Source organism: Actinomadura napierensis (genome assembly GCF_039529375.1).
Taxonomy (GTDB): Bacteria; Actinomycetota; Actinomycetes; order Streptosporangiales; family Streptosporangiaceae; genus Spirillospora; species Spirillospora napierensis.
Genome location: NZ_BAAAMR010000048.1, coordinates 1 through 19,018 on the forward strand (window position 1 = coordinate 1; position 19,018 = coordinate 19,018).

Sequence of the window (19,018 nt, forward strand, 5' to 3'; positions counted from 1 at the left end):
GCCGGGGGCCCGGCCCCCCCCCCCCCCCCCGCCCGCCCCGCCTCCGGCCGTGCCGGGTGCCGCACCACCGGCCGGACCGGCTGCAGCGGCTGCCGGGCCGCCTGCGGTGCCGCCCGCGGCGTGACGCGCACGCGGGCCACCCGCCGGCCGTCCATCCGGGCCACCCGCAGGTCCCGGCCGGCGGCCCGCACCGAGTCGCCCTCGGCGGGGACGCGGCCGAGCACCGCCATGATGTGCCCGGCGACCGTCTCGTACGGCCCGTCCGGCAACCGGATGCCGGTCTCGGCGGCGAAGTCGTCCAGGTTGAGCAGGCCGTCGACCTCGACCACCCCGCCGTGCAGGCGCCGCGCCTGCGCGTCCTGCACATCATATTCGTCGCGGATGTCGCCGATCAGCTCCTCCATCAGGTCCTCCAGCGTGACGATCCCGGCGACGCCGCCGTACTCGTCCATCACGATCGCCAGGTGGCAGCCCTCCCGCCGCATCTCCGACAGCACCGGCAGGACGCGCTGCGAGGACGGCAGGAACTTCACCGGCCGCACCAGCTCCCCCACCGGCCGCTCTCCCGCAGGCTGGGCGCGGTCCCGGTCCTCGGGGACGAGCAGGTCCCGGATGTGGACGAAACCGATCACCTCGTCGTGCGAGCCGCGGCAGACGGGGAACCGCGAGTGCGGGCTGCCCGCCGCGGCCCGCGCCGCCGTGCCGAGCGGCAGCGCCGCGTCCAGGAACACCACCTCGGTGCGGGGCACCAGCACCTCCCGCAGCGGCCGCTCCCCCGCCGCGAACACCTCCTCGATCAGCGCCCGCTCGTCCGCCGCGATCTGGGTGTTCTCCGCCACGAGCGCGCGCATCCGCTCCGCCGTCGGCTCCTCGCGGAGCGAGTGCGGATCCCCGCCCGCGAGCCGCACCACCAGGTCCGTGGCGGCCGACAGCAGCCGCACCAACGGCCGCGCGAGCCGCCCCGGCGGCCGGAACGCCGCCGGAGCGGGCGCGGGCCTGCCGGCCGACGTCCGATCCATGGCAGGAACCTTCCCCGCCAGAGGCCCCGAACGAACGGCCGATCCACCACGGGCACCGCGCTCGGCACGTGGCGCGGGGCCTTTCGCGGCCCGGGTTGCGGATAGCCTGGGCGGCACCCCGCCGTCCTGTCCACTCTGATGGAGGTCCGTACGTGAAGCTGCTCGTCACCGGAGGCGCCGGCTACATCGGCAGCGTCGTCTCCGCACTGCTGCTGGAGGCGGGGCACGAGGTGGTCGTCCTGGACGACCTGTCCACCGGGCACGAGGACGCCGTCCCGGCCAGGGCCCGGCTGGTGCGCGGCACGCTGCGCGGCGCCGCCGCCGAGGTGCTGGGCGGCGCCGGCTTCGACGCGGTGCTGCACTTCGCCGCCAGGTCGCTGGTCGGCGAGTCCGTCGAGAAGCCCGGCCTGTACTGGGACAAGAACCTCGGCGAGTCGCTGGCGCTGCTGGAGGCGATGCGCGTCGCGGGCGTCCCGCGGATCGTGTTCTCCTCCACCGCCGCCACCTACGGCGAGCCCGAGTCGACGCCGATCCTGGAGACCGACCCGACCCGGCCGACCAACCCGTACGGCGCGTCCAAGCTGGCGATCGACACCACGCTCGCCGAGTACGCGCGGCTGCACGGCATCGGCGGCGTCTCGCTGCGCTACTTCAACGTCGCCGGCGCCTACGGCACGCAGGGCGAGCGGCACGCCGTCGAGACCCACCTGATCCCGAACGTGCTGAAGATCGCGAACGGCGACGGCGACGCGGTGAAGATGTTCGGCGAGGACTACCCGACCGCCGACGGCACCTGCGTCCGCGACTACATCCACGTCGCCGACCTCGGGCGCGCCCACCTGCTCGCGCTGGACGCCTGCGAGCCCGGCACCCACCAGATCTTCAACCTGGGCAGCGGCACCGGCAACTCCGTCCGCGAGGTCATCGAGGTCTGCCGCGAGGTCACCGGGCGCGACATCCCGGCGGAGGTCCACCCGCGCCGCCCCGGCGACCCGGCGGTGCTGATCGCGTCCTCGGACAAGATCCGGTCGCAGCTCGGCTGGAAGCCCGAGCGGGACCTGCGCGCGATGGTGTCGGACGCCTGGACCTTCCTGCGCTCGCGATGACCGATCTCGGCTCCGCGTTCCGCACCGCGTTCGGGCGGGCCGCCGAGGGCGTCTGGCACGCGCCCGGGCGGATCAACCTGATCGGCGAGCACACCGACTACAACGACGGCCTCGTCCTGCCGTTCGCGCTGCCGCGCGGCGTGTCGGTGGCCGCCGCGCGCCGCGACGACGGCGTGATCGAGGTCCGCTCCCTCCAGGCGGACGGCACCGTCACCGCGCCCGTCGACGGCGGGACGGTCGTCTCCGAGGGCTGGCCGGCCGAGCGCGCGTGGGCCGCCTACCCCGTCGGCACGGCGCGGGTGCTGCGCGAGCACGGCACCGGCGGCGCGTCCCTGCTGATCGACTCCGACCTGCCGCAGGGCGCCGGGCTGTCGTCGTCGGCCGCGCTGGAATGTGCGACGGCGCTGGCGCTCTGCGACCTGCACGGCGTGGAGATCGACCGCCCGGAGCTGGCCAGGCTCGCGCAGCGCGCCGAGAACGACCAGGTCGGCATGCCGTGCGGGCTGATGGACCAGTCCGCGTCGCTGCTGTGCACGCCCGGCCACGCGCTGCTGCTGGACTGCCGCAGCGGCCTGTCGTCCCAGGTCCCGTTCGACCCGGCCGCGGCCGGGCTGACCCTGCTCGCCGTCGACACCCGCGCCTCCCACGCCCTCACCGGCGGCGACTACGGGCGGCGGCGCGCCGAATGCGAGCAGCCCGCCGCGCTGCTCGGCGTCGACGCGCTCCGCGACGTCAAGGACCTCGCGGGCGCGCTCGGCCGGCTGCGCGACCCGGTGCTGCGCCGCCGCGTCCAGCACGTCGTCACCGAGAACCACCGCGTCGAGGCGTCCACCGGGCTGCTGCGCGCCGGCGCCGTCGCCGAGCTCGGCGCGATGCTGAACGCCTCCCACCTGTCGCTGCGCGACCAGTTCGAGATCTCCTGGCCCGAGGCCGACGCCGCCGTCGACGCGGCGCTGCGCGCGGGCGCCCGCGGCGGCCGCATGATCGGCGGCGGGTTCGGCGGCTCGGTGATCGTGCTCGCCGCGTCCGACCGGGCCGGGCGGGTCCGGGACGCCATCGCCGCGGCCTACGCCAAGCGCGGCTGGACGGCGCCGGAGTTCCTCGACGCCGTCCCGTCCGCCGGGGCCCGCCGGCTGTCCTGACCCGGGTCAGCCGCGGAGCGCGGACCTGATGTCGGCGAGGAGGGCGGCGGCCTGGTCGGCGGGGCCGGTCTCGTCCAGCGACCGGAGGCCGTCCACGGCGGCGGACGCGTGCGGCTCCGCGTCCGCCTGACGCCCGGTCTGGGCGAGGATGCGGGCCTGGTCGTAGGAGACGAGGGCGGTCTCCCAGACGCGGGGCGGGCCGTCCGGCAGGGCCTCCAGGGCCGTGCGGGCCGCCTCCACCGTGGCGACGGCCTGCTCCGGCTCGCCGCTCCACAGCAGGCACATCGCGGCGCGGCGGCGGGCGCGGACGACGCCGTACGGGTCGCCGGCCCGGCCGTGCGCCTCGGCCGCCTCGGCGAACCGCTCGGCGGCCTGGGCGTCCTTGTCGAGGTTCGTCAGGATCTCGGCCGCCTCCTCCAGGAAGTGCGCGACGGCGTCGGACTGCCCGTCCTTCGCGGCCTCCTCGGCGAGCGACGCGAACGTCGCCGCGCCGTCCTCCTCCCCCAGCCCCTTCTGCGCGTGCGCGAGGATCAACCGGCAGCGCCGCCCGGCCCCGTCGCCGAGTTGCGGCAGCGCCTCCTCGGCGACCTCCGCGGCCTCCAGGTGGCGGCCCGCCTCCAGGTAGCCGGCGGCGAGATCGACGCGCAGGTGGACGGCCTGCTCGTGCATGCCCTCGGCCGTCCACGCCGCGACGGCCTCGGCGAGGTCGGCGACGGCGTCCGCGGGGCGGTCCGCGGCCAGCAGCGCCAGCCCCCGCTCGGTGTGGGCCGACGTGCGCATCGGCGACGGCTCGGGCATCGCGGCGATCGCCTCGTCGAGCAGCGCGAACGCTTCCTCGCCCGGCCCGCCGGAACCGGAACCGCCCTCCGGCGCGGGCTCGCGGACCAGGACCCGGGCGAGCAGCAGCGCCGGGGCGGACGCCTGCTCCGGATCGTCCGACGCGCGGGCCTCCGCGAGGGACCGCCGCAGCGCCGCGACCGCCTCCCCCGTCCCACCGGCCGACAGCAGCGCGCGGCCCCGCAGGAACCACAGCTCGCCCGCCCGGTCGGGGGCGTCGTCCGGGTCGACGCGGTCGAGCGCCGCGAGGACGTCGGCGTGCCGGTCACGGCTCAGGTGGACGGCGGCCAGCCGCAGCAGCGCCGCCGTGGCGGCGCCGTCCTCGGCCGGATGCGCGGTGAAGTGGTCGGCGGCCGCGTTCAGCTCGTCCAGCCCGCGCTCGTCGCCCGCGTCGCAGCGCAGCGCGCCGAGCCGGCTCAGCACGCGGTACCGCCGCGTCCGCTCGTCCAGCTCGCCGAACAGCCGGAACGCCTCCTCCCAGCAGGCGATCGCGCCCTCGTGGTCGCCGTCCATCGCCCGCTCGACGCCCCGCGCGTCCAGCCGCCGCGCCCGCTGCAGCGGCGTCGGCCCGGTCGTCTCGGCGACGGCGTCGAAGCGCCGCCACGCGGCCAGCGTGCGGGCCGCGTCACGGCTGGTGCGGCGCTCGTCCCCGATGGCCAGCAGTACGTCGAGGTCGGTCTCCGTCTCGATGCCGTCCGGCTCGGGCCGCCGCGCGGCGGGCTCCGCCGCCGGGGCGGGAGCCGAGCGGCGGTGGTGGGGAGCCAGCGGGACGAACCCGGCGACCGGCTCGGCCGCCAGGATCGCGCGCACCTTGCCGCCCTGGTGGGACGTGCCGTTGCGGGCGTCGAACCGGGCCGCCAGCTCCGTCGCGCGGGCCTCCAGCTCGGCGCCCAGCTCCGCGAGCGGCACGTCCGCCGCCGGACGATCACCCGACGCGGGCCGGCGGACCGTCGCCGCGCCGTGCCCGGACGCCGCCGCCCTGCCCAGGACCAGCGCGGCCGCGGCGGCGAACATCATCTCCGCGTGCACGTGCGGCGCCCTGTCCAGCCACCCGAGATGCCGCTGCACGATCTCCACGCCGCGCGCCTCGTTGCCGGTCAGCGCGCAGAACTCCAGATGCTCGGCGACGTCCCCCAGGTCGGCGATCCGGCCCCGGTGCACCCGGTACGCGCGTCGGTGCGCGTCGGCCGCCGCGTCGAACCGGCCCGTGCGCAGGTACACCGGCATCATCGCCGTCTGGATGCCCTGCGGCTGCTCCTTGCAGGTCAGCTCGGCCGCCAGCACCGGCGCCGCGATCTCCGCGGCCTCCTGGTACCGGCCGGCGTCGGCGAGATGGCTGACGATGCCGGTCGGGTCGCAGCCCTCGCAGTCCGACAGCTGGTCCCGCTGGGCGGCGCGCCACCGGGCGAACCAGTCGTCGGCCGACGGGTCGCCGATGTGGCGGGCGACGATGTGCCGGCGCCGGTACACCGCCTGGAGGCTGTGCCCGCCCGCGCGGTAGCGCCGCTCCATGTCGTCCAGCACCGCCCGCGTCCGGTCGAGCGGGATCTCCGGGAACTTCGTGAGCGAACTCACCACCGCCTTCATCTGCCACAGCAGCACGAGCGGCTCGTCGAAGCGGCCCGGGTCGCGGTCATGCTCGGCGAGCGTCCTGCCGAACGTCGCGAACGCCTTCGCGGGCTCGCCGCCGAACTGGTAGGCGTCGGTCAGCCGGGTCCGCACGCGGAACGCCAGCACGTCGTCGCCGGCCTCCTCCGCGCGGCGCAGCGCGTCCTCGACCAGGACGGTCCGCGCCTCCCCGTACGGAAGCTCCTGCGCGCGCCCCATCAGCGCGTAGACGTCATCGGTGCTCACTGGGTGGCCTCCGGGCTGTGGACGGCCCACTCCAGCAGGCCGATGAAGGAACGGTTCAGCACCGCCGTGTCGGCGGGACGCAGCGGATGGTGCCCCAGCAGCAGCGCCTGCCCGTACAGCGCCTGGACGGCGGGCTCCACCGGCCCGCCCTCCCCCAGCGCCGTGACCCGGCGCGTCAGCGGATTGCGGTAGTTCAGCACCAGCTGCGGGCGCTCCAGGCCGGTCGACGCGCCGACCGCGCCGAGCACGTCCGCCCACAGCTCGCCGGCCTCCTCCCGCGCCCGCGTCAGCTCGTCGCGGAACTGCGCGTCCCGGCTGGTCAGGTACAGCGCCGGAAGCGACGCCGGGTCGAAGTCGCGGACGACCACCTCGCAGCCGAGCCGCTCCACCGCCCGCTGCGCCGCCGCCAGGAACGGCCGCAGCGCCAGCTCCGCCGCCGGGTCCAGCACGCCGAACGTCGTGGTCAGCTCCGCCGCGTCCAGCCGGGTGAGCCGGACGTCCGGATCGAGGTCCGGCAGCCGCTCGATGATCTCGGTGTCGTGCACGTAACCGCCGTTGACCAGCCCGACGCCCTGCGCCCCCGCCACCGCCGACAGCCGCCGGAACTCCTCCACGCTCCCGGTGAACCGGCCCTCCGGGTGCCGCCGCCGGAACTCGCGCAGCGTCATCGGGCCGGCGGACGTCTCGTAGTCCATCCACCGGTCGACGATCCGCAGCATGTCGTCGTCGTGCAGCGCCATCGCCTTCACGCCGAGCTGATGCAGCCGCAGGAACCCGCGCAGCCGCGCCGGATCGGTCTCCGACAGCCGCACCAGCCACTGCCGCAGCACCTCACCGAGGCCCTGCCGCGCCGACTCCAGCAGCTCGTCCTCGAACAGCGCCTCGCGGCTCGCGGTCGGCCGCAGCTCCCCCGCGTCCACCACGCAGCGGACGAAGAACGCCCAATCGGGCAGCAGCCCCTGCACGCTCTCCGCCAGCAGCATCCGCTTCAGGTAGACGCGGTGGGCGGAGCGGGCCGTCGGCGACACCGGCTCCGGCAGGACGAACGCGACGCCCGTCAGCCCCGCCTCCGCCACCTCCAGATCGACCACGTCGAACGGCGTGAACCCGTACAGCTCCTCGCAGTACCTCTCCAGCGCCCGCCGCCGCGACGCCGGATCGGGATGGGACGCCCGCCACGGCGGGCCATCGCCCGTGACCGTGGCCCCGTCCACGACCAGGTCGACGGGGAGAAGCGACCCGTAGGCGCGGGCCAGTTCCGCCACGACCGGCGCGCTCAGCAGCTCCGCCGACCCCTGACGCGGCCGCAGCGTCACCGTCGTGCCCGGCTCGTCCCGCTCGCCCGGCTCGACCCGGTAACTGCCCTCCGACCGGCCCGTCCAGCGGACCGCCTCGCCGCCCCTCGCCGACCGCGACACCACCTCGATCTCGTCCGCGACCAGGAACGCCGACAGCAGCCCGATCCCGAACTGGCCGAGGAAGTCGTGCCGCGCGAACCCCAGGTCGTCGCGCTTGGACGACCGCCCGATCGTCGCCAGCAGCGTGTGCACCTCGTCCGCCGTCAGCCCGACGCCGTCGTCGTGCACCCGCAGCGTCCCGCCGCCGGTCTCGACCACCACCCGGCCGCCGCCCCCGCCCCGCGCGGTGATCGCGTCCACCGCGTTCTGCAGCAGCTCGCGCAGGTACACCCGCGGGCTCGCGTACAGATGCCGGCTGAGCAGATCCACCACACCGCGCAGATCCACCTGGAAAGCCTGATCCGCCACCCGCGTCCCTCCCCGTCGCCTTCGAAGCGATCACACCCTAACGACCGGTGCCGACACGTTTCGCGGGATTTACGACGCGAACGAGCCCCGGACCGCGCGGGTCCGGGGCTCGCTCGTGCGTGCGGGTACGGCCGGTCAGATCAGGCCGAGCTTGCGGACCGCGTCGCGCTCCTCCGACAGCTCCTGCACCGACGCGTCGATCCTGCCGCGCGAGAAGTCGTTGATCTCCAGGCCCTGGACGATCTCCCACTTCCCGTCCTTCGTGGTGACCGGGAACGAGGAGATCAGGCCCTCCGGCACGCCGTAGGAGCCGTCCGACACGACCGCCATCGACGTCCAGGTGCCCTCGGCGGTGCCGTTCACCCAGGTGTGCACGTGGTCGATCGCCGCGGACGCCGCGGACGCCGCCGACGACGCGCCCCGAGCCTCGATGATCGCCGCGCCGCGCTTGGCGACGGTCGGGATGAAGTCGTTCTCCAGCCAGGCCTGGTCGTTCACCGTCTCGGCCGCGTTCTTGCCGGCGATCTCGGCGTGGAAGATGTCCGGGTACTGGGTGGCGGAGTGGTTGCCCCAGATCGTCATCTTCTTGATGTCGGCGACGGACACGCCGGCCTTCTTCGACAGCTGCGCGAGCGCCCGGTTGTGGTCGAGGCGGGTCATCGCGGTGAACCGCTCGGCGGGGACGTCCGGCGCGTGCGACTGCGCGATCAGCGCGTTGGTGTTGGCCGGGTTGCCGACCACCAGCACCTTGATGTCGTCGGCGGCGCCGGCGTTGATCGCCTCGCCCTGCGGCTTGAAGATGCCGCCGTTGGCCTCCAGCAGGTCGCCGCGCTCCATGCCCTTCGTGCGCGGGCGGGCGCCGACGAGCAGCGCCACGTTCGTCCCCTCGAACGCCTTGGCGGCGTCGTCGAAGATGTCGATGCCGGTCAGCAGCGGGAACGCGCAGTCGTCCAGCTCCATCGCGGTGCCCTCGGCGGCCTTCACCGCCTGCGGAATCTCCAGCAGCCGCAGGCGTACGGGTACGTCCGCGCCGAGCAGGTGCCCGGAGGCGATGCGGAACAGCAGCGCGTAGCCGATCTGGCCCGCGGCGCCGGTAACGGTGACATTGACTGGGGTGCGCGTCATGCGTCCTTCTCCTGCTGTGACCTGACGGGGCTCAGGCGGCCATCCTTCGAACCCGACCGCCGAAGAGCCGCCCATGGAACCGGTCCGCCGCACGGGTTCTCTCGCCGTCGAGATATTTCCGACGCCAGGCTATCGCGCGCGGACGTCCCGCCCTCCGGCAGGTGCCCACCCCGGCATGACTCACACCCCGCGTACGCGAAAGGCCGCCCCGGGACGAACCCGGGACGGCCCTGCGGGTCGAAGAAGGAACGCGATCAGCCGTTGATCTTCTTCTGGAGGTTGGTGTCGAGCGCCTCCAGGAACTGCTCGCTGGTCAGCCAGGGGGTGTCCCCGCCGACGAGCAGGGCGAGGTCCTTGGTCATCTGGCCGCCCTCGACGGTCTCGATGCAGACCTGCTCGAGCTTGCGGGCGAAGTCGATGACCTCGGGCTGGCCGTCGAGCTTGCCGCGGTGCTCGAGGCCGCGGGTCCAGGCGAAGATCGACGCGATCGGGTTGGTCGACGTCGGCTTGCCCTGCTGGTGCTGCCGGTAGTGCCGGGTCACCGTGCCGTGCGCGGCCTCGGCCTCGACCGTCCTGCCGTCCGGGGTCATCAGGACGGAGGTCATCAGGCCGAGCGAGCCGAAGCCCTGCGCGAGGGTGTCGGACTGCACGTCGCCGTCGTAGTTCTTCGCGGCCCAGACGAAGCCGCCGTCCCACTTGAGCGCGGCGGCGACCATGTCGTCGATCAGCCGGTGCTCGTAGGTCAGGCCCTTGGCCTCGAAGTCGGCCTTGAACTCGGTCTCGAAGATCTCCTGGAAGAGGTCCTTGAACCGGCCGTCGTAGGCCTTGAGGATCGTGTTCTTCGTCGACATGTACAGCGGCATCTCGCGGCTCAGCGCGTACCGCATGCTCGTCCGGGCGAAGTCGCGGATCGAGTCGTCGTAGTTGTACATGCCCATGGCGACGCCGCCGCCCGGGAAGTCGGCGATCTCCATCTCCATGGGCTCGGAGCCGTCCTGCGGGGTGTAGGTGATCGTCACCTTGCCCGGGCCGGGGACCACGAAGTCGGTCGCCTTGTACTGGTCGCCGTGGGCGTGGCGGCCGATGATGATCGGCTTGGTCCAGCCCGGGACCAGACGGGGGATGTTCGAGACGACGATGGGCTCGCGGAAGATCACGCCGCCGAGGATGTTGCGGATCGTTCCATTGGGGGAACGCCACATCTTCTTCAGGCCGAACTCTTCGACGCGCGCCTCGTCGGGGGTGATGGTGGCGCACTTGACGCCGACGCCGTGCTCCTTGATGGCGTTCGCGGCGTCGATGGTGACCTGGTCGTCCGTGGCGTCACGGTGCTCGATTCCCAGGTCGTAGTACTTCAGGTCCACGTCGAGATAGGGCAGGATCAGCTGGTCCTTGATGAATTTCCAGATGATCCGCGTCATTTCGTCGCCGTCGAGTTCGACGACCGGGCCCGCTACTTTGATCTTGGGCATGCTGTTGCTGTCCCTTTCCTACACCTGGCCAGCAGTCCTTGTAAGGCTCAACTGGCAAGGCTAGCCGAGGCCCGGATGCGGTCTAGACCTGGGCTCCTCGCTGGACCGGCCGCATCCCCGGTGACCTGCGGAAACATCGTTAGCCCGGCGAACCGTCCCGGCGCCGGGCGAGCAGCAGCCGCACGCCGCGCGCCAGCATGACCAGGGCGATCAGCACGCCGAACGCGCCCGCGCCGACGAGGCCGGTCTTGTTCATCGGGGGAATGCTGAGCGCGACGAACGCCACCATCTCGCCGAGGATGACGAGCGTCCAGCAGTCGATCTGGCGGCTGCGCACCGCGAGCAGCCCGAGCTGGGACTCCGGCAGCAGCAGCCGCGCCAGCGCGCCGAACAGCAGCGCGGCGGCCATCAGGCCGGAGCCCTTGCGGAAGTAGTTGAGGGCGCAGAGCACCAGGCCGCCGCTCACGCCGCTGAGCACGATGAGGTACGGCAGCCGCGCGAGCCAGTGCGGGGCGGCGCCCCTGCCCCGCGGCGCTCTCCGCCTGCGCCGGTGCACCTGCGTGCTCATGGGTCCACGGTAATGCCGATCGGCGCGCGGCACGACATCGCCGGTGCCGGACGGCGGTACTCCGGGGCGGGGTGAGGGGCCGCGAGATCGTCCCGGCGAATCGGCGGCCGGACTTGTGGGCCGGCGACGGAAACGCACCCGGTCCGGCTGGTGGGGAAGAGCCCCGAATGCCTTGTGCCATCGGTGCTACTCGCCAGTAGGAGGGTGTGGCGGGGGTCCGGCCGGGTAACCCGGCAGACAGGGGTCGCTAACTAGCTGGGAGGACTGCCGTGGAGGGGCCGTTCATGCGGATCGAGGACAGCGGGCTGGTGGTGCCGCTGCGCCCCGACGTTACGACGGTCGGGAGAGGGAGAGGAGTAGACATCCGCCTCGACGACCCGAGTGTGTCCCGTTTGCACGCCGAGATCGTGCGGCGCGGTCCGTACGTCTACGTCGTCGACATGGGTCTGTCCCGCAACGGGACCCGTGTCAACGGCCGGCCGATCGCCCGCCGTGTCCTGGAGGACGGTGACGTCGTGAGCTTCGGCACGGCGCGCTGCCGGATGGGGGGCATCCCCCGTGAGGAGGTCGACCCGGACGTCGAGCTGCGGCGTGCCGTCGCCCCCGAGCTCACCCGCCGCGAGGTCGACGTGCTGACCGCGCTGTGCCGTCCCGCCCTGTCCGACGAGGCGTTCGTGGCCCCCGCCACGGCGCGCGACATCGCGGGCGAGCTGGTCGTGACCGAGGCCGCGGTGAAGCAGCACCTGCTGCGGCTCTACCAGAAGTTCCGGATCCCCGAGGGGGCCAACCGGCGCACCCGGCTGGCCAACGAGGTCATCGCGATGGGCCTCGTCCGGCCGCTGCCGCCGGTCCACGTGCCCCAGCAGGGACGCCCCCCGATCGACGGGCGTCCTCCGGGGATGCGGGGCCCGGCGGAGGCGCGCAGGACCGGGCCACCGGGACACGCCCCCGGCCATCCCACGGGCCCGGCCCGCGCCGCGGCGCACACCGCGGCGACCCGCCGGGCCAGCTGAGATGCCGGGCCGACCGAAGTGAACGTGCGATCGCCCTCACCGGCAGCGCAGTCGAGGGCGATCGCCTGACCCGCCCGGATCGGGCCGCGCAGGTGACGGCGCGGCCCGGCCCGGGGGACCTCCGACAAGGCGAGCGAAAGGGGGAGAGGGCCGCCACCAGGGGTGCGGTGGCGGCCCTCTCGCCTGTCCGAGGAGGCCGTCAGACCGTCTGCTCGGCGGCCTCCACGACGTTCTGCAGCAGCATGGCGCGGGTCATGGGGCCGACGCCGCCGGGGTTCGGGGCGACCCAGCCGGCGACCTCCCGGACGTCGGCCGCGACGTCGCCGGTCAGCTTGCCGTCGACCCGGGAGACCCCGACGTCCAGCACGGCGGCGCCGGGCTTGACCATGTCGGCGGTGATCAGGCCGGGGACGCCGGCCGCCGCGACGACGATGTCGGCGGCGCGGGTGTGCGCGGCGAGGTCACGGGTGGCGGTGTGGCAGAGGGTGACGGTGGCGTTCTCGCTGCGCCGGGTCAGCAGCAGCCCGAGCGAGCGGCCGACGGTGATGCCGCGGCCGACGACGGTGACCTCGGCGCCCCTGATCGGCACGTCGAAGCGGCGCAGCAGCTCGATGATGCCCTTCGGGGTGCAGGGCAGCGGGCCCGGCTGCATCAGCACGAGCCGTCCGAGGCTCATCGGGTGCAGGCCGTCGGCGTCCTTGGCGGGGTCGATCAGCTCCAGCACGCGCTGCTCGTCCAGGCCCTTCGGCAGCGGCAGCTGGACGATGTAGCCGGTGCAGGCGGGGTCGGCGTTGAGCTCGGCGACGGCCCGCTCGACGTCCTCCTGGGAGGCGGTCTCGGGCAGGTCGCGGCGGATGCTCTCGATGCCGACCTCGGCGCAGTCGCGGTGCTTCATGTTGACGTAGGAGTGGCTGCCGGGGTCGTCGCCCACCAGCACCGTCCCGAGGCCCACGGACACGCCGCGGTCGCGCAGCGCCTCGACGCGCCCCTTGAGGTCGGAGCGGATCTCGGCGGCCGTGGCCTTGCCGTCCAGGATCTGTGCGGTCATGCATGCCTCCGCGGTGTGTCGCCAGGGACCGAGCCCTGCTCGAGGTCCCGTCCACCCAGGCGCGCGGTGTCCGGACTGTCGTTCGCTCCCCGGTGGTGATCCACCTTGACCGCGCCAGTCGCGTCGAAACCCCATGGTAGCCGCCCCGGTGGCGCCGAGTGGTCCGCCGGAATCGCCGTGAAGTGGCTCTGCCGGACGCCCTTGGGCCCGTCCTAGCGTGGACGCCATGAGCGACGAATGGTTGGCGCAGCCGGTCCTGACCGGCCGTTATGTGCGGTTGGAACCCCTCTCCCTGGACCATGTCGACGGCCTGTTCGCCGCGTCGAAGGACCCGTCCGTCTGGACGTGGCTGAACGAGCGGCAGCCGGCGGACGCGGACGCCGTGCACACCATGGTGAGCACGGCCCTGATCGCGCGGGACAAGGGCGTGCGGCTGCCGTGGGCGCAGATCGACGTGGCGACCGGGGAGGTCGCGGGGACGACGTCGTACTACGAGGTCGTCCCGAAGGACCGGGGGCTGTGCATCGGGTACACGTGGCTGGGGACGCGCTGGCAGCGGACGGGTTTCAACACCGAGTCGAAGCTGCTGCTCCTGCAACGGGCCTTCGACGACCTGGGGGCGATCCGGGTGGGATGGCACACCCATTCCCGCAATGAGCGGTCGCGGGCGGCGATCCAGCGGCTCGGCGCGTCGTTCGAGGGGATCCACCGCAAGCACCGGATCCGCCCGGACGGCTCGATCCGCGACACCGCCGTCTTCTCGATGACCGACGACGACTGGCCGGAGGCGGCGAAGGCGCTGCGCGCGCGGCTGCGCTAGCCGCGCGAGACCGCGCCGACCGGGCCAGCTGCGCGCCGGCCGCCCGGGCGCTAGTCGTCGGCGCGTTCGCGGCGGGCGAGGATCCGGTCGGTGCCGTGCCAGCCGAGCTGCCCGGCCAGGAGCGCGGCGAGCACCGCCGCGACCAGCCCGACCACCTGGCGTGACTCCATCAGCAGCGAGTCTGCCTGGCCGATCTGGGCGACCAGGAAGGTCGTCAGCGAGTCCATCAGCGCCTCCTTCAGCGAACGATCGCGCCGAAGGTCAAGAGACGGTCATGGGGCGCGGCCAGCCAGAGGCTACCTCCGGCGGGACAGTGGAAAGACCGGGCCCGGCGGGCGGGAACGCCGCGCCGGGCCCGGGCCTGTCCGATCAGTGGAAGAAGTGCCGCGTGCCGGTGAAGTACATCGTGACGCCGGCCTTGGTCGCGGTCTCGATGGCGAGCTCGTCGCGGATCGAGCCGCCCGGCTGGACGACGGCCTTCACGCCCGCCTCGATCAGCACTTCGAGCCCGTCCGGGAACGGGAAGAAGGCGTCGGACGCGGCGACCGAGCCGCGGGCCCGCTCCTCGCCCGCGCGCGCCACGGCCAGGCGGGCCGAGTCGACCCGGTTGACCTGGCCCATGCCGACGCCGACCGTGGCGCCGCCGGAGGCCAGCAGGATCGCGTTGGACTTGACGGCGCGGACGGCCCGCCACGCGAACGCCAGGTCGCGGAGGGTGTCCTCGCCGGCGGCGTCGCCGCACTTGAGCTCCCAGCCGGACGGGTCGTCGCCGGGCGCGTCGACCCGGTCGACGGTCTGGACGAGGAGCCCGCCGTCGATCCGCCGGGACTCGGTGGCTCCGCCGGGGGCGTCCGGGCAGATCAGCAGCCGGGTGTTCTTGAACCGGTTCTTCAGCACGGTGACGGCCTCGTCCTCGAAGGACGGGGCGACGACGACCTCGGCGAAGCTCCCGGTGATCTGCTCCGCCATCGCGGCGGTGACCGGCCGGTTCGCGGCGATCACGCCTCCGTAGGCGGACGCCGGGTCGCAGTCGAGGGCTCGGCGGTGCGCGTCGGCGATGTCGGCGCCGACCGCGATGCCGCACGGGTTGGCGTGCTTGATGATCGCGACGCAGGGGTCGGTGAAGTCGTAGGCGGCGCGGCGGGCGGCGTCGGTGTCCACGTAGTTGTTGTAGGACATCTCCTTGCCGTAGATCTGCTCGGCGCCCGCGAGGCCCGTCTCGCCCGGCACCCGGTACAGGGCGGCGCGCTGGTGCGGGTTCTCGCCGTACCGCAGGGCGTTCGACCGCTCCCAGGTGGCGCCGATGAAGTCGGGCCATTGCGTCTCGGCGGCCTGCTCGTCGGGCGCGTACTCGCTCGCGAACCAGGAGGCCACGGCCACGTCGTAGGACGCGGTGTGCGCGTAGGCGAGGGCGGCGAGGCGGCGGCGCTGCTCGATCGTGAACCCGCCGGCCTTCACCGCGTCCAGGACGTCCCCGTACGCGGACGGGTCGACGACGACGGCGACGGACGCGTGGTTCTTCGCGGCGGCGCGCACCATCGTCGGGCCGCCGATGTCGATCTGCTCGACGCACTCGTCGGGCCCGGCGCCGGACGCGACCGTCGCGGCGAACGGGTACAGGTTCACCACGGCCAGGTCGAACGGCTCGACGTGCAGGTCGTCGAGCTGCTGGAGGTGGTCCTCCTTGCGCCGGTCGGCGAGCAGGCCCGCGTGCACCTTCGGGTGCAGGGTCTTGACCCGGCCGTCCAGGCACTCGGGGAACCCGGTGAGCTTCTCCACCTTCATCACCGGCACGCCGGCGGCGGAGATCCGGCCCGCCGTGGACCCGGTGGAGACGATCTCCACCCCGGCCTCGTGCAGGCCGCGGGCGAGTTCCTCCAGCCCGGTCTTGTCGTACACGCTGATCAATGCGCGCTTGATCGCCACCCGACTCACCGGCCGAGCTCCCCTCGTTCCGTCTGACCTGGACTGCCGGACGTTCCGCCGTCCGGCGCGGCGCCGCCGGACGTGCCGTCGCCGCAGGTTCTGCATTTCATCGAGACCCGCCGCCCCCGCGTGGTCCAGCCGTCGCGGGCCAGCCGTCCGACGACGTCGACCAGGAGCCGGCGCTCCACCTGCTTGATGCGCTCGTGCAGGGAGTCCTCGTCGTCATGCCAGCCCACGGGGACGGTCTCCTGGGCGATGACGGGTCCGGTGTCCACGCCTTCGTCGACGAAGTGAACGGTACAGCCCGTGACCTTCACCCCGTACGCCAGGGCGTCCCGTACGGCGTGCGCGCCGGCGAACGAGGGCAGCAGCGCGGGATGGGTGTTGACGATGCGGCCACCGAACCGGGCCAGCACCTCCGGGCCGAGGATCTTCATGAATCCGGCGGACACCACCAGGTCGGGTTCGTGCTCGGCGATCGCCGCGGCGAGGGCGGCGTCCCATTCGGCGCGGGACGGGAAGTCGGGGATGCGGAGCGTGAACGCGGGCAGCCCGGCGCGCTCGGCGCGCTCGGTGCCGCCGATCCCGTCGCGGTCGGCGCCCACGGCCACCACTTTCGCCCCGTAGGCTGGATCTGCGCAGGCGTCGAGCAGCGCTTGTAGGTTGGTCCCCGCGCCGGAGACGAGGACGACGAGCCGGGCGGACACCATGACTCCCTTGTGGACGGTGGGGTGGACGGTGGGGTTGTCGGCATTCGGCACGCAGCCTATCGGCCCTGTTCGGCGCGGTTGAATCCACGGTTGGGAGGAAGCGGACGTGAGCGAGCAGCCGGGTCGACCGGCCCACCCCGTCGAGCAGGGGCGGGATCCGGCGGGGCCGCCCCCGGGCGCCCCCCTCGGCCCTCCCCCGGGGCCGCCGCCGGTCGAGCGGACCGGGCGGCGGGCCCTGTGGCTCGGCATCGTCGCCCTGCTGACGTCGTTCTTCTTCTACCCGCTGGGGCTGGTCCTGGGCGTCGCCGCGCTGGTCATCGGCATCAGGGCGCGGCGCCGGGCGCGGACGGCGCGCGGCGCGGCCCCGGGCGCGGTGCCGGGCATCGTGCTCGGCTCGGTGGGGCTGGCGTTCTCCGCCCTGTCGGTCGCGCTCACGGTCTTCCTGTGGCCGGAGCTGAGCGGGTACCAGGAGTGCCTGGGGGCGTCCAACACCGGCGCCGACAAGACCGCCTGCAAGCACGAGTTCTACCCGAAGATCGAGAAGAAGCTCGATCTGCCCGCGGGCAGCATGGACAAGTACGGCGACCTGCTCTGAGTCAGTCGCGGGGCTCGTCGCGCAGCACGTAGATGGCCCCGCCGCGGTTCTCGGTGCGCTCGGGGTCCTCGCGGGGCGGCGGCACCGGGTCGGGCTCGGCGTCCTCGACGATGTGGCCTTCGAGGACGACCTTGCCGTCCCGCTCGTCCGGCTGGGGCTCCGCCGGGGCGGGCTCCGGCTCGGCGGGTTCGCGAGCGGCGGGCTCGGGTTCGGGCTCGGCGGGCTCGGGTGCGGGGGGCTCGTCCATGATCAGCTCGGGCAGCGGGTCCACGGCGCGGCCCCGGCCGCGCGGCCTGCGCGGCGCCAGGACCGGCTCGGCCTCCTCGAACTCCAGCGGGTCGGGCGCGTACGGCGACGGGCGTGAGGGCGACGGGCGCGGTGCCGTCGGCCGCTCGGCCGCCGCGGGCGTCCCGTCCGGGACGGGCGCAGGCGCGGGCTGCGGAACCGCCGCCTCGGGCAGCCGGGCGGCGGGCCGCTGCTTCCTGCGCTTCTTGCGCTTCTTACGCTTCGACGGCGCCTCCTCGCCCTCCGGCCGCCGCATGATCCGCCAGTTCGCCGCCCACGCCGCGATCGCCGCGGAGATCCCCACCTCCAGCGCCGCCAGCAGCCCGACCTGCCACGCGGACGGGCCGACCGTCGCCATCCGCCCGCCGCCCAGCGGACCGCCCGACAGCGCCGCCAGCAGCGCCACGACGGCGCCCGTCAGCGTCCCGGACACGAACCCCCACAGCGGCGCCGCCTCGGACGTCGCGCTCGGCATCGTCCGGATCGTCAGCACGCCGCCCACCGCGCCCGCCGCGAACGGCGCCAACAGCGCCAGCAGCGACACGGCGGGGGCCGGACCGGGCTCGGGCAGCGCCGCCAGCGGCGGGAACGCCGGGACCGTGTCCAGGAACACGCCGGTCGGCGACACGCTCGTCCCGGCGCCGACCGCGAAGCCCGGCCCGACCGCGTACGCGACGCCCCAGATCACCGCGTTCGGCAGGAACGCCAGCTCGACCAGGAGCAGCAGGACGCCGCCGACGATGCCGGGCGCGAGCAGGTCGTACAGCCGGTCGGACTCGGACATGTGCATCGCCAGCGACCCGCCGACCAGGACCGCGCCCGCCGCCAGCAGCACCGCCACCGACCCGGCGACCCCGATCACCAGCGATCTCGGGCGGTCCGGCAGCAGCCGCAGCAGCGCGCCCAGTCCGGACCGGACCCGCCGCCCGCGCGCCTCCGCCGCCACCTGCGCGGCCACCACGGCCCGCGCGGCGCCCAGCCCGCCCGCGATGACGGCGACGAGGAAGCACCCGACGAACGCCTGCCACGCCGACGGATGCACCTCCGGCGCGGACGCGGCCAGCGCCAGCAGCACGGCCAGCAGCGCGTACGGGACGGCCAGCGTCGCCGCCACGTGCACCACGGCGATCCGGGGCCGCGGCGGCAGCCCGAGCCCGCGGATCATCCACGCGCCGCCCCGGTACAGCAGCGCCCCGGGCAGCACCAGCACGCCCAGCGGCAGCAGCCCGACCCGGCCGTGCCCGTAGGAGAACCCCGCGTGGTGGGAGACGAGCCAGAAGTTCACGGCCGTCCGGAACACCCCGGACATCCCGTGCCCGAGCGCGGTCTTGGGCGCCGCGACCCAGCCGAGCAGCGTCACGGTCGTCAGCACCGTGAGCCCGATCCCCACGCACCACAGCGACGCCACGAGGCCCGTCACGTACAGGGGCCGCCCGTTCCCCGGCGCCGGCGCCGGGCGCGGTTCGGCGGGTCCGCGCCGGGCCCCGTCGCGGGGCGCGCGCGGCGTCCCGCCCGCGCCCCTCGCCGCCTGCGTGGTCACGCGCTGTCCCCGGCTCACGTCGCTCACCGCACCATGCTGGCACCACGCCCGCCCCCCGGCTCCGCGTGTCGCCCGGCGTGTCGCCTTTGTCGCCCGCCCGTCCGGCGCGCCGGGCCGGGCCGGGCCGGGAAAGACGAAAGACGCCCGGACCGCGCAGGGCGGCTCGGGCGTCTTTCGGTGCCTGATCGAACG

Annotated in this window: 16 protein-coding genes and 1 riboswitch; of the genes, 5 read left to right on the top strand and 11 right to left on the bottom strand. The window is 74.2% G+C overall.

Translation table 11 applies throughout. The features are described 5' to 3' along the window. Positions 1-1,019: hemolysin family protein (locus ABD296_RS25105; protein WP_344271718.1), on the bottom strand; the 1,019-nt coding region annotated here is incomplete at its 3' end. Positions 1,020-1,171: 152 nt separating this feature from the next. Here ABD296_RS25105 and galE point away from each other — a divergent pair. Further along, entirely contained in the window at positions 1,172-2,125 is a 954-nt protein-coding gene (gene galE / locus ABD296_RS25110) for a UDP-glucose 4-epimerase GalE (protein ID WP_344271720.1), read from the top strand. Further along, the gene (gene galK, locus ABD296_RS25115) at positions 2,122-3,267 is read left to right on the top strand and encodes a galactokinase (RefSeq protein ID WP_344271722.1); all 1,146 of its coding nucleotides are present in this window, start codon (positions 2,122-2,124) and stop codon (positions 3,265-3,267) included. The genes galE and galK overlap by 4 nt, the downstream gene beginning before the upstream one ends. Before the next feature lie 6 nt (positions 3,268-3,273). Here the strand turns inward: galK and ABD296_RS25120 are convergent, their stop codons facing one another. The 5 genes from ABD296_RS25120 to ABD296_RS25140 all read right to left on the bottom strand — a co-directional run bounded on the left by ABD296_RS25120 (position 3,274) and on the right by ABD296_RS25140 (position 10,889). Further along, a complete protein-coding gene (locus tag ABD296_RS25120; RefSeq protein ID WP_344271725.1) occupies positions 3,274-5,958 on the bottom strand; it encodes a hypothetical protein in 2,685 nt (894 codons plus the stop codon). Then, positions 5,955-7,724, bottom strand: coding sequence for an HSP90 family protein (locus ABD296_RS25125; protein WP_344271728.1), 1,770 nt, complete (start codon positions 7,722-7,724; stop codon positions 5,955-5,957). Before ABD296_RS25125 ends, ABD296_RS25120 begins: the two co-directional genes overlap by 4 nt. Before the next feature lie 135 nt (positions 7,725-7,859). Next, positions 7,860-8,849, bottom strand: coding sequence for a malate dehydrogenase (locus ABD296_RS25130; protein ID WP_344271732.1), 990 nt, complete (start codon positions 8,847-8,849; stop codon positions 7,860-7,862). Between the two features lie 254 nt (positions 8,850-9,103). Then, entirely contained in the window at positions 9,104-10,321 is a 1,218-nt protein-coding gene (locus ABD296_RS25135) for an NADP-dependent isocitrate dehydrogenase (protein WP_344271735.1), read from the bottom strand. A gap of 139 nt (positions 10,322-10,460) precedes the next feature. Beyond that, complete coding sequence (locus ABD296_RS25140; RefSeq protein WP_344271738.1) at positions 10,461-10,889, bottom strand: DUF3017 domain-containing protein; 429 nt, start codon at positions 10,887-10,889, stop codon at positions 10,461-10,463. Positions 10,890-11,158: 269 nt separating this feature from the next. On the opposite strand from ABD296_RS25140, the gene ABD296_RS25145 reads away from it, so the two are divergent. Continuing rightward, on the top strand, positions 11,159-11,902 hold the full coding sequence (locus tag ABD296_RS25145; RefSeq protein WP_344271741.1) for an FHA domain-containing protein: 744 nt from the start codon (positions 11,159-11,161) through the stop codon (positions 11,900-11,902). Between the two features lie 199 nt (positions 11,903-12,101). On the opposite strand, the gene ABD296_RS25150 is transcribed toward ABD296_RS25145, so the two are convergent. Continuing rightward, entirely contained in the window at positions 12,102-12,950 is an 849-nt protein-coding gene (locus tag ABD296_RS25150) for a bifunctional methylenetetrahydrofolate dehydrogenase/methenyltetrahydrofolate cyclohydrolase (protein WP_344271745.1), read from the bottom strand. Between the two features lie 46 nt (positions 12,951-12,996). Next, positions 12,997-13,082: riboswitch (ZMP/ZTP riboswitch) on the bottom strand. Between the two features lie 94 nt (positions 13,083-13,176). Between ABD296_RS25150 and ABD296_RS25155 the strand changes: the two genes are divergently transcribed. Beyond that, positions 13,177-13,770, top strand: coding sequence for a GNAT family N-acetyltransferase (locus ABD296_RS25155; protein WP_344271748.1), 594 nt, complete (start codon positions 13,177-13,179; stop codon positions 13,768-13,770). A 50-nt stretch (positions 13,771-13,820) separates the two neighbouring features. Here the strand turns inward: ABD296_RS25155 and ABD296_RS25160 are convergent, their stop codons facing one another. The 3 genes from ABD296_RS25160 to purN all read right to left on the bottom strand — a co-directional run bounded on the left by ABD296_RS25160 (position 13,821) and on the right by purN (position 16,406). Further along, positions 13,821-13,997: a hypothetical protein gene (locus tag ABD296_RS25160; protein ID WP_344271751.1), complete on the bottom strand. Its 177-nt coding sequence runs from the start codon at positions 13,995-13,997 to the stop codon at positions 13,821-13,823. Positions 13,998-14,139: 142 nt separating this feature from the next. Beyond that, positions 14,140-15,705, bottom strand: a complete 1,566-nt coding sequence (gene purH, locus ABD296_RS25165) for a bifunctional phosphoribosylaminoimidazolecarboxamide formyltransferase/IMP cyclohydrolase (protein ID WP_344271754.1) — start codon at positions 15,703-15,705, stop codon at positions 14,140-14,142. Then, positions 15,702-16,406: a phosphoribosylglycinamide formyltransferase gene (gene purN / locus ABD296_RS25170; RefSeq protein WP_344271903.1), complete on the bottom strand. Its 705-nt coding sequence runs from the start codon at positions 16,404-16,406 to the stop codon at positions 15,702-15,704. The genes purH and purN overlap by 4 nt, the downstream gene beginning before the upstream one ends. Before the next feature lie 106 nt (positions 16,407-16,512). On the opposite strand from purN, the gene ABD296_RS25175 reads away from it, so the two are divergent. Continuing rightward, positions 16,513-17,001, top strand: coding sequence for a hypothetical protein (locus ABD296_RS25175; RefSeq protein WP_344271756.1), 489 nt, complete (start codon positions 16,513-16,515; stop codon positions 16,999-17,001). 1 nt (position 17,002) lies between these two features. On the opposite strand, the gene ABD296_RS25180 is transcribed toward ABD296_RS25175, so the two are convergent. Next, positions 17,003-18,853, bottom strand: a complete 1,851-nt coding sequence (locus tag ABD296_RS25180) for a cell division protein PerM (protein WP_344271759.1) — start codon at positions 18,851-18,853, stop codon at positions 17,003-17,005. Positions 18,854-19,018 lie beyond the last annotated feature (165 nt).

Coding starts and splice junctions, on each gene's coding strand:
- ABD296_RS25160 (WP_344271751.1), bottom strand. CDS start 13,997: ATGGACTCGCTGACGACCTTCCTGGTCGCCCAGATCGGCCAGGCAGAC.
- galK (WP_344271722.1), top strand. CDS start 2,122: ATGACCGATCTCGGCTCCGCGTTCCGCACCGCGTTCGGGCGGGCCGCC.
- ABD296_RS25135 (WP_344271735.1), bottom strand. CDS start 10,321: ATGCCCAAGATCAAAGTAGCGGGCCCGGTCGTCGAACTCGACGGCGAC.
- ABD296_RS25150 (WP_344271745.1), bottom strand. CDS start 12,950: ATGACCGCACAGATCCTGGACGGCAAGGCCACGGCCGCCGAGATCCGC.
- purN (WP_344271903.1), bottom strand. CDS start 16,406: ATGGTGTCCGCCCGGCTCGTCGTCCTCGTCTCCGGCGCGGGGACCAAC.
- ABD296_RS25140 (WP_344271738.1), bottom strand. CDS start 10,889: ATGAGCACGCAGGTGCACCGGCGCAGGCGGAGAGCGCCGCGGGGCAGG.
- ABD296_RS25130 (WP_344271732.1), bottom strand. CDS start 8,849: ATGACGCGCACCCCAGTCAATGTCACCGTTACCGGCGCCGCGGGCCAG.
- ABD296_RS25155 (WP_344271748.1), top strand. CDS start 13,177: ATGAGCGACGAATGGTTGGCGCAGCCGGTCCTGACCGGCCGTTATGTG.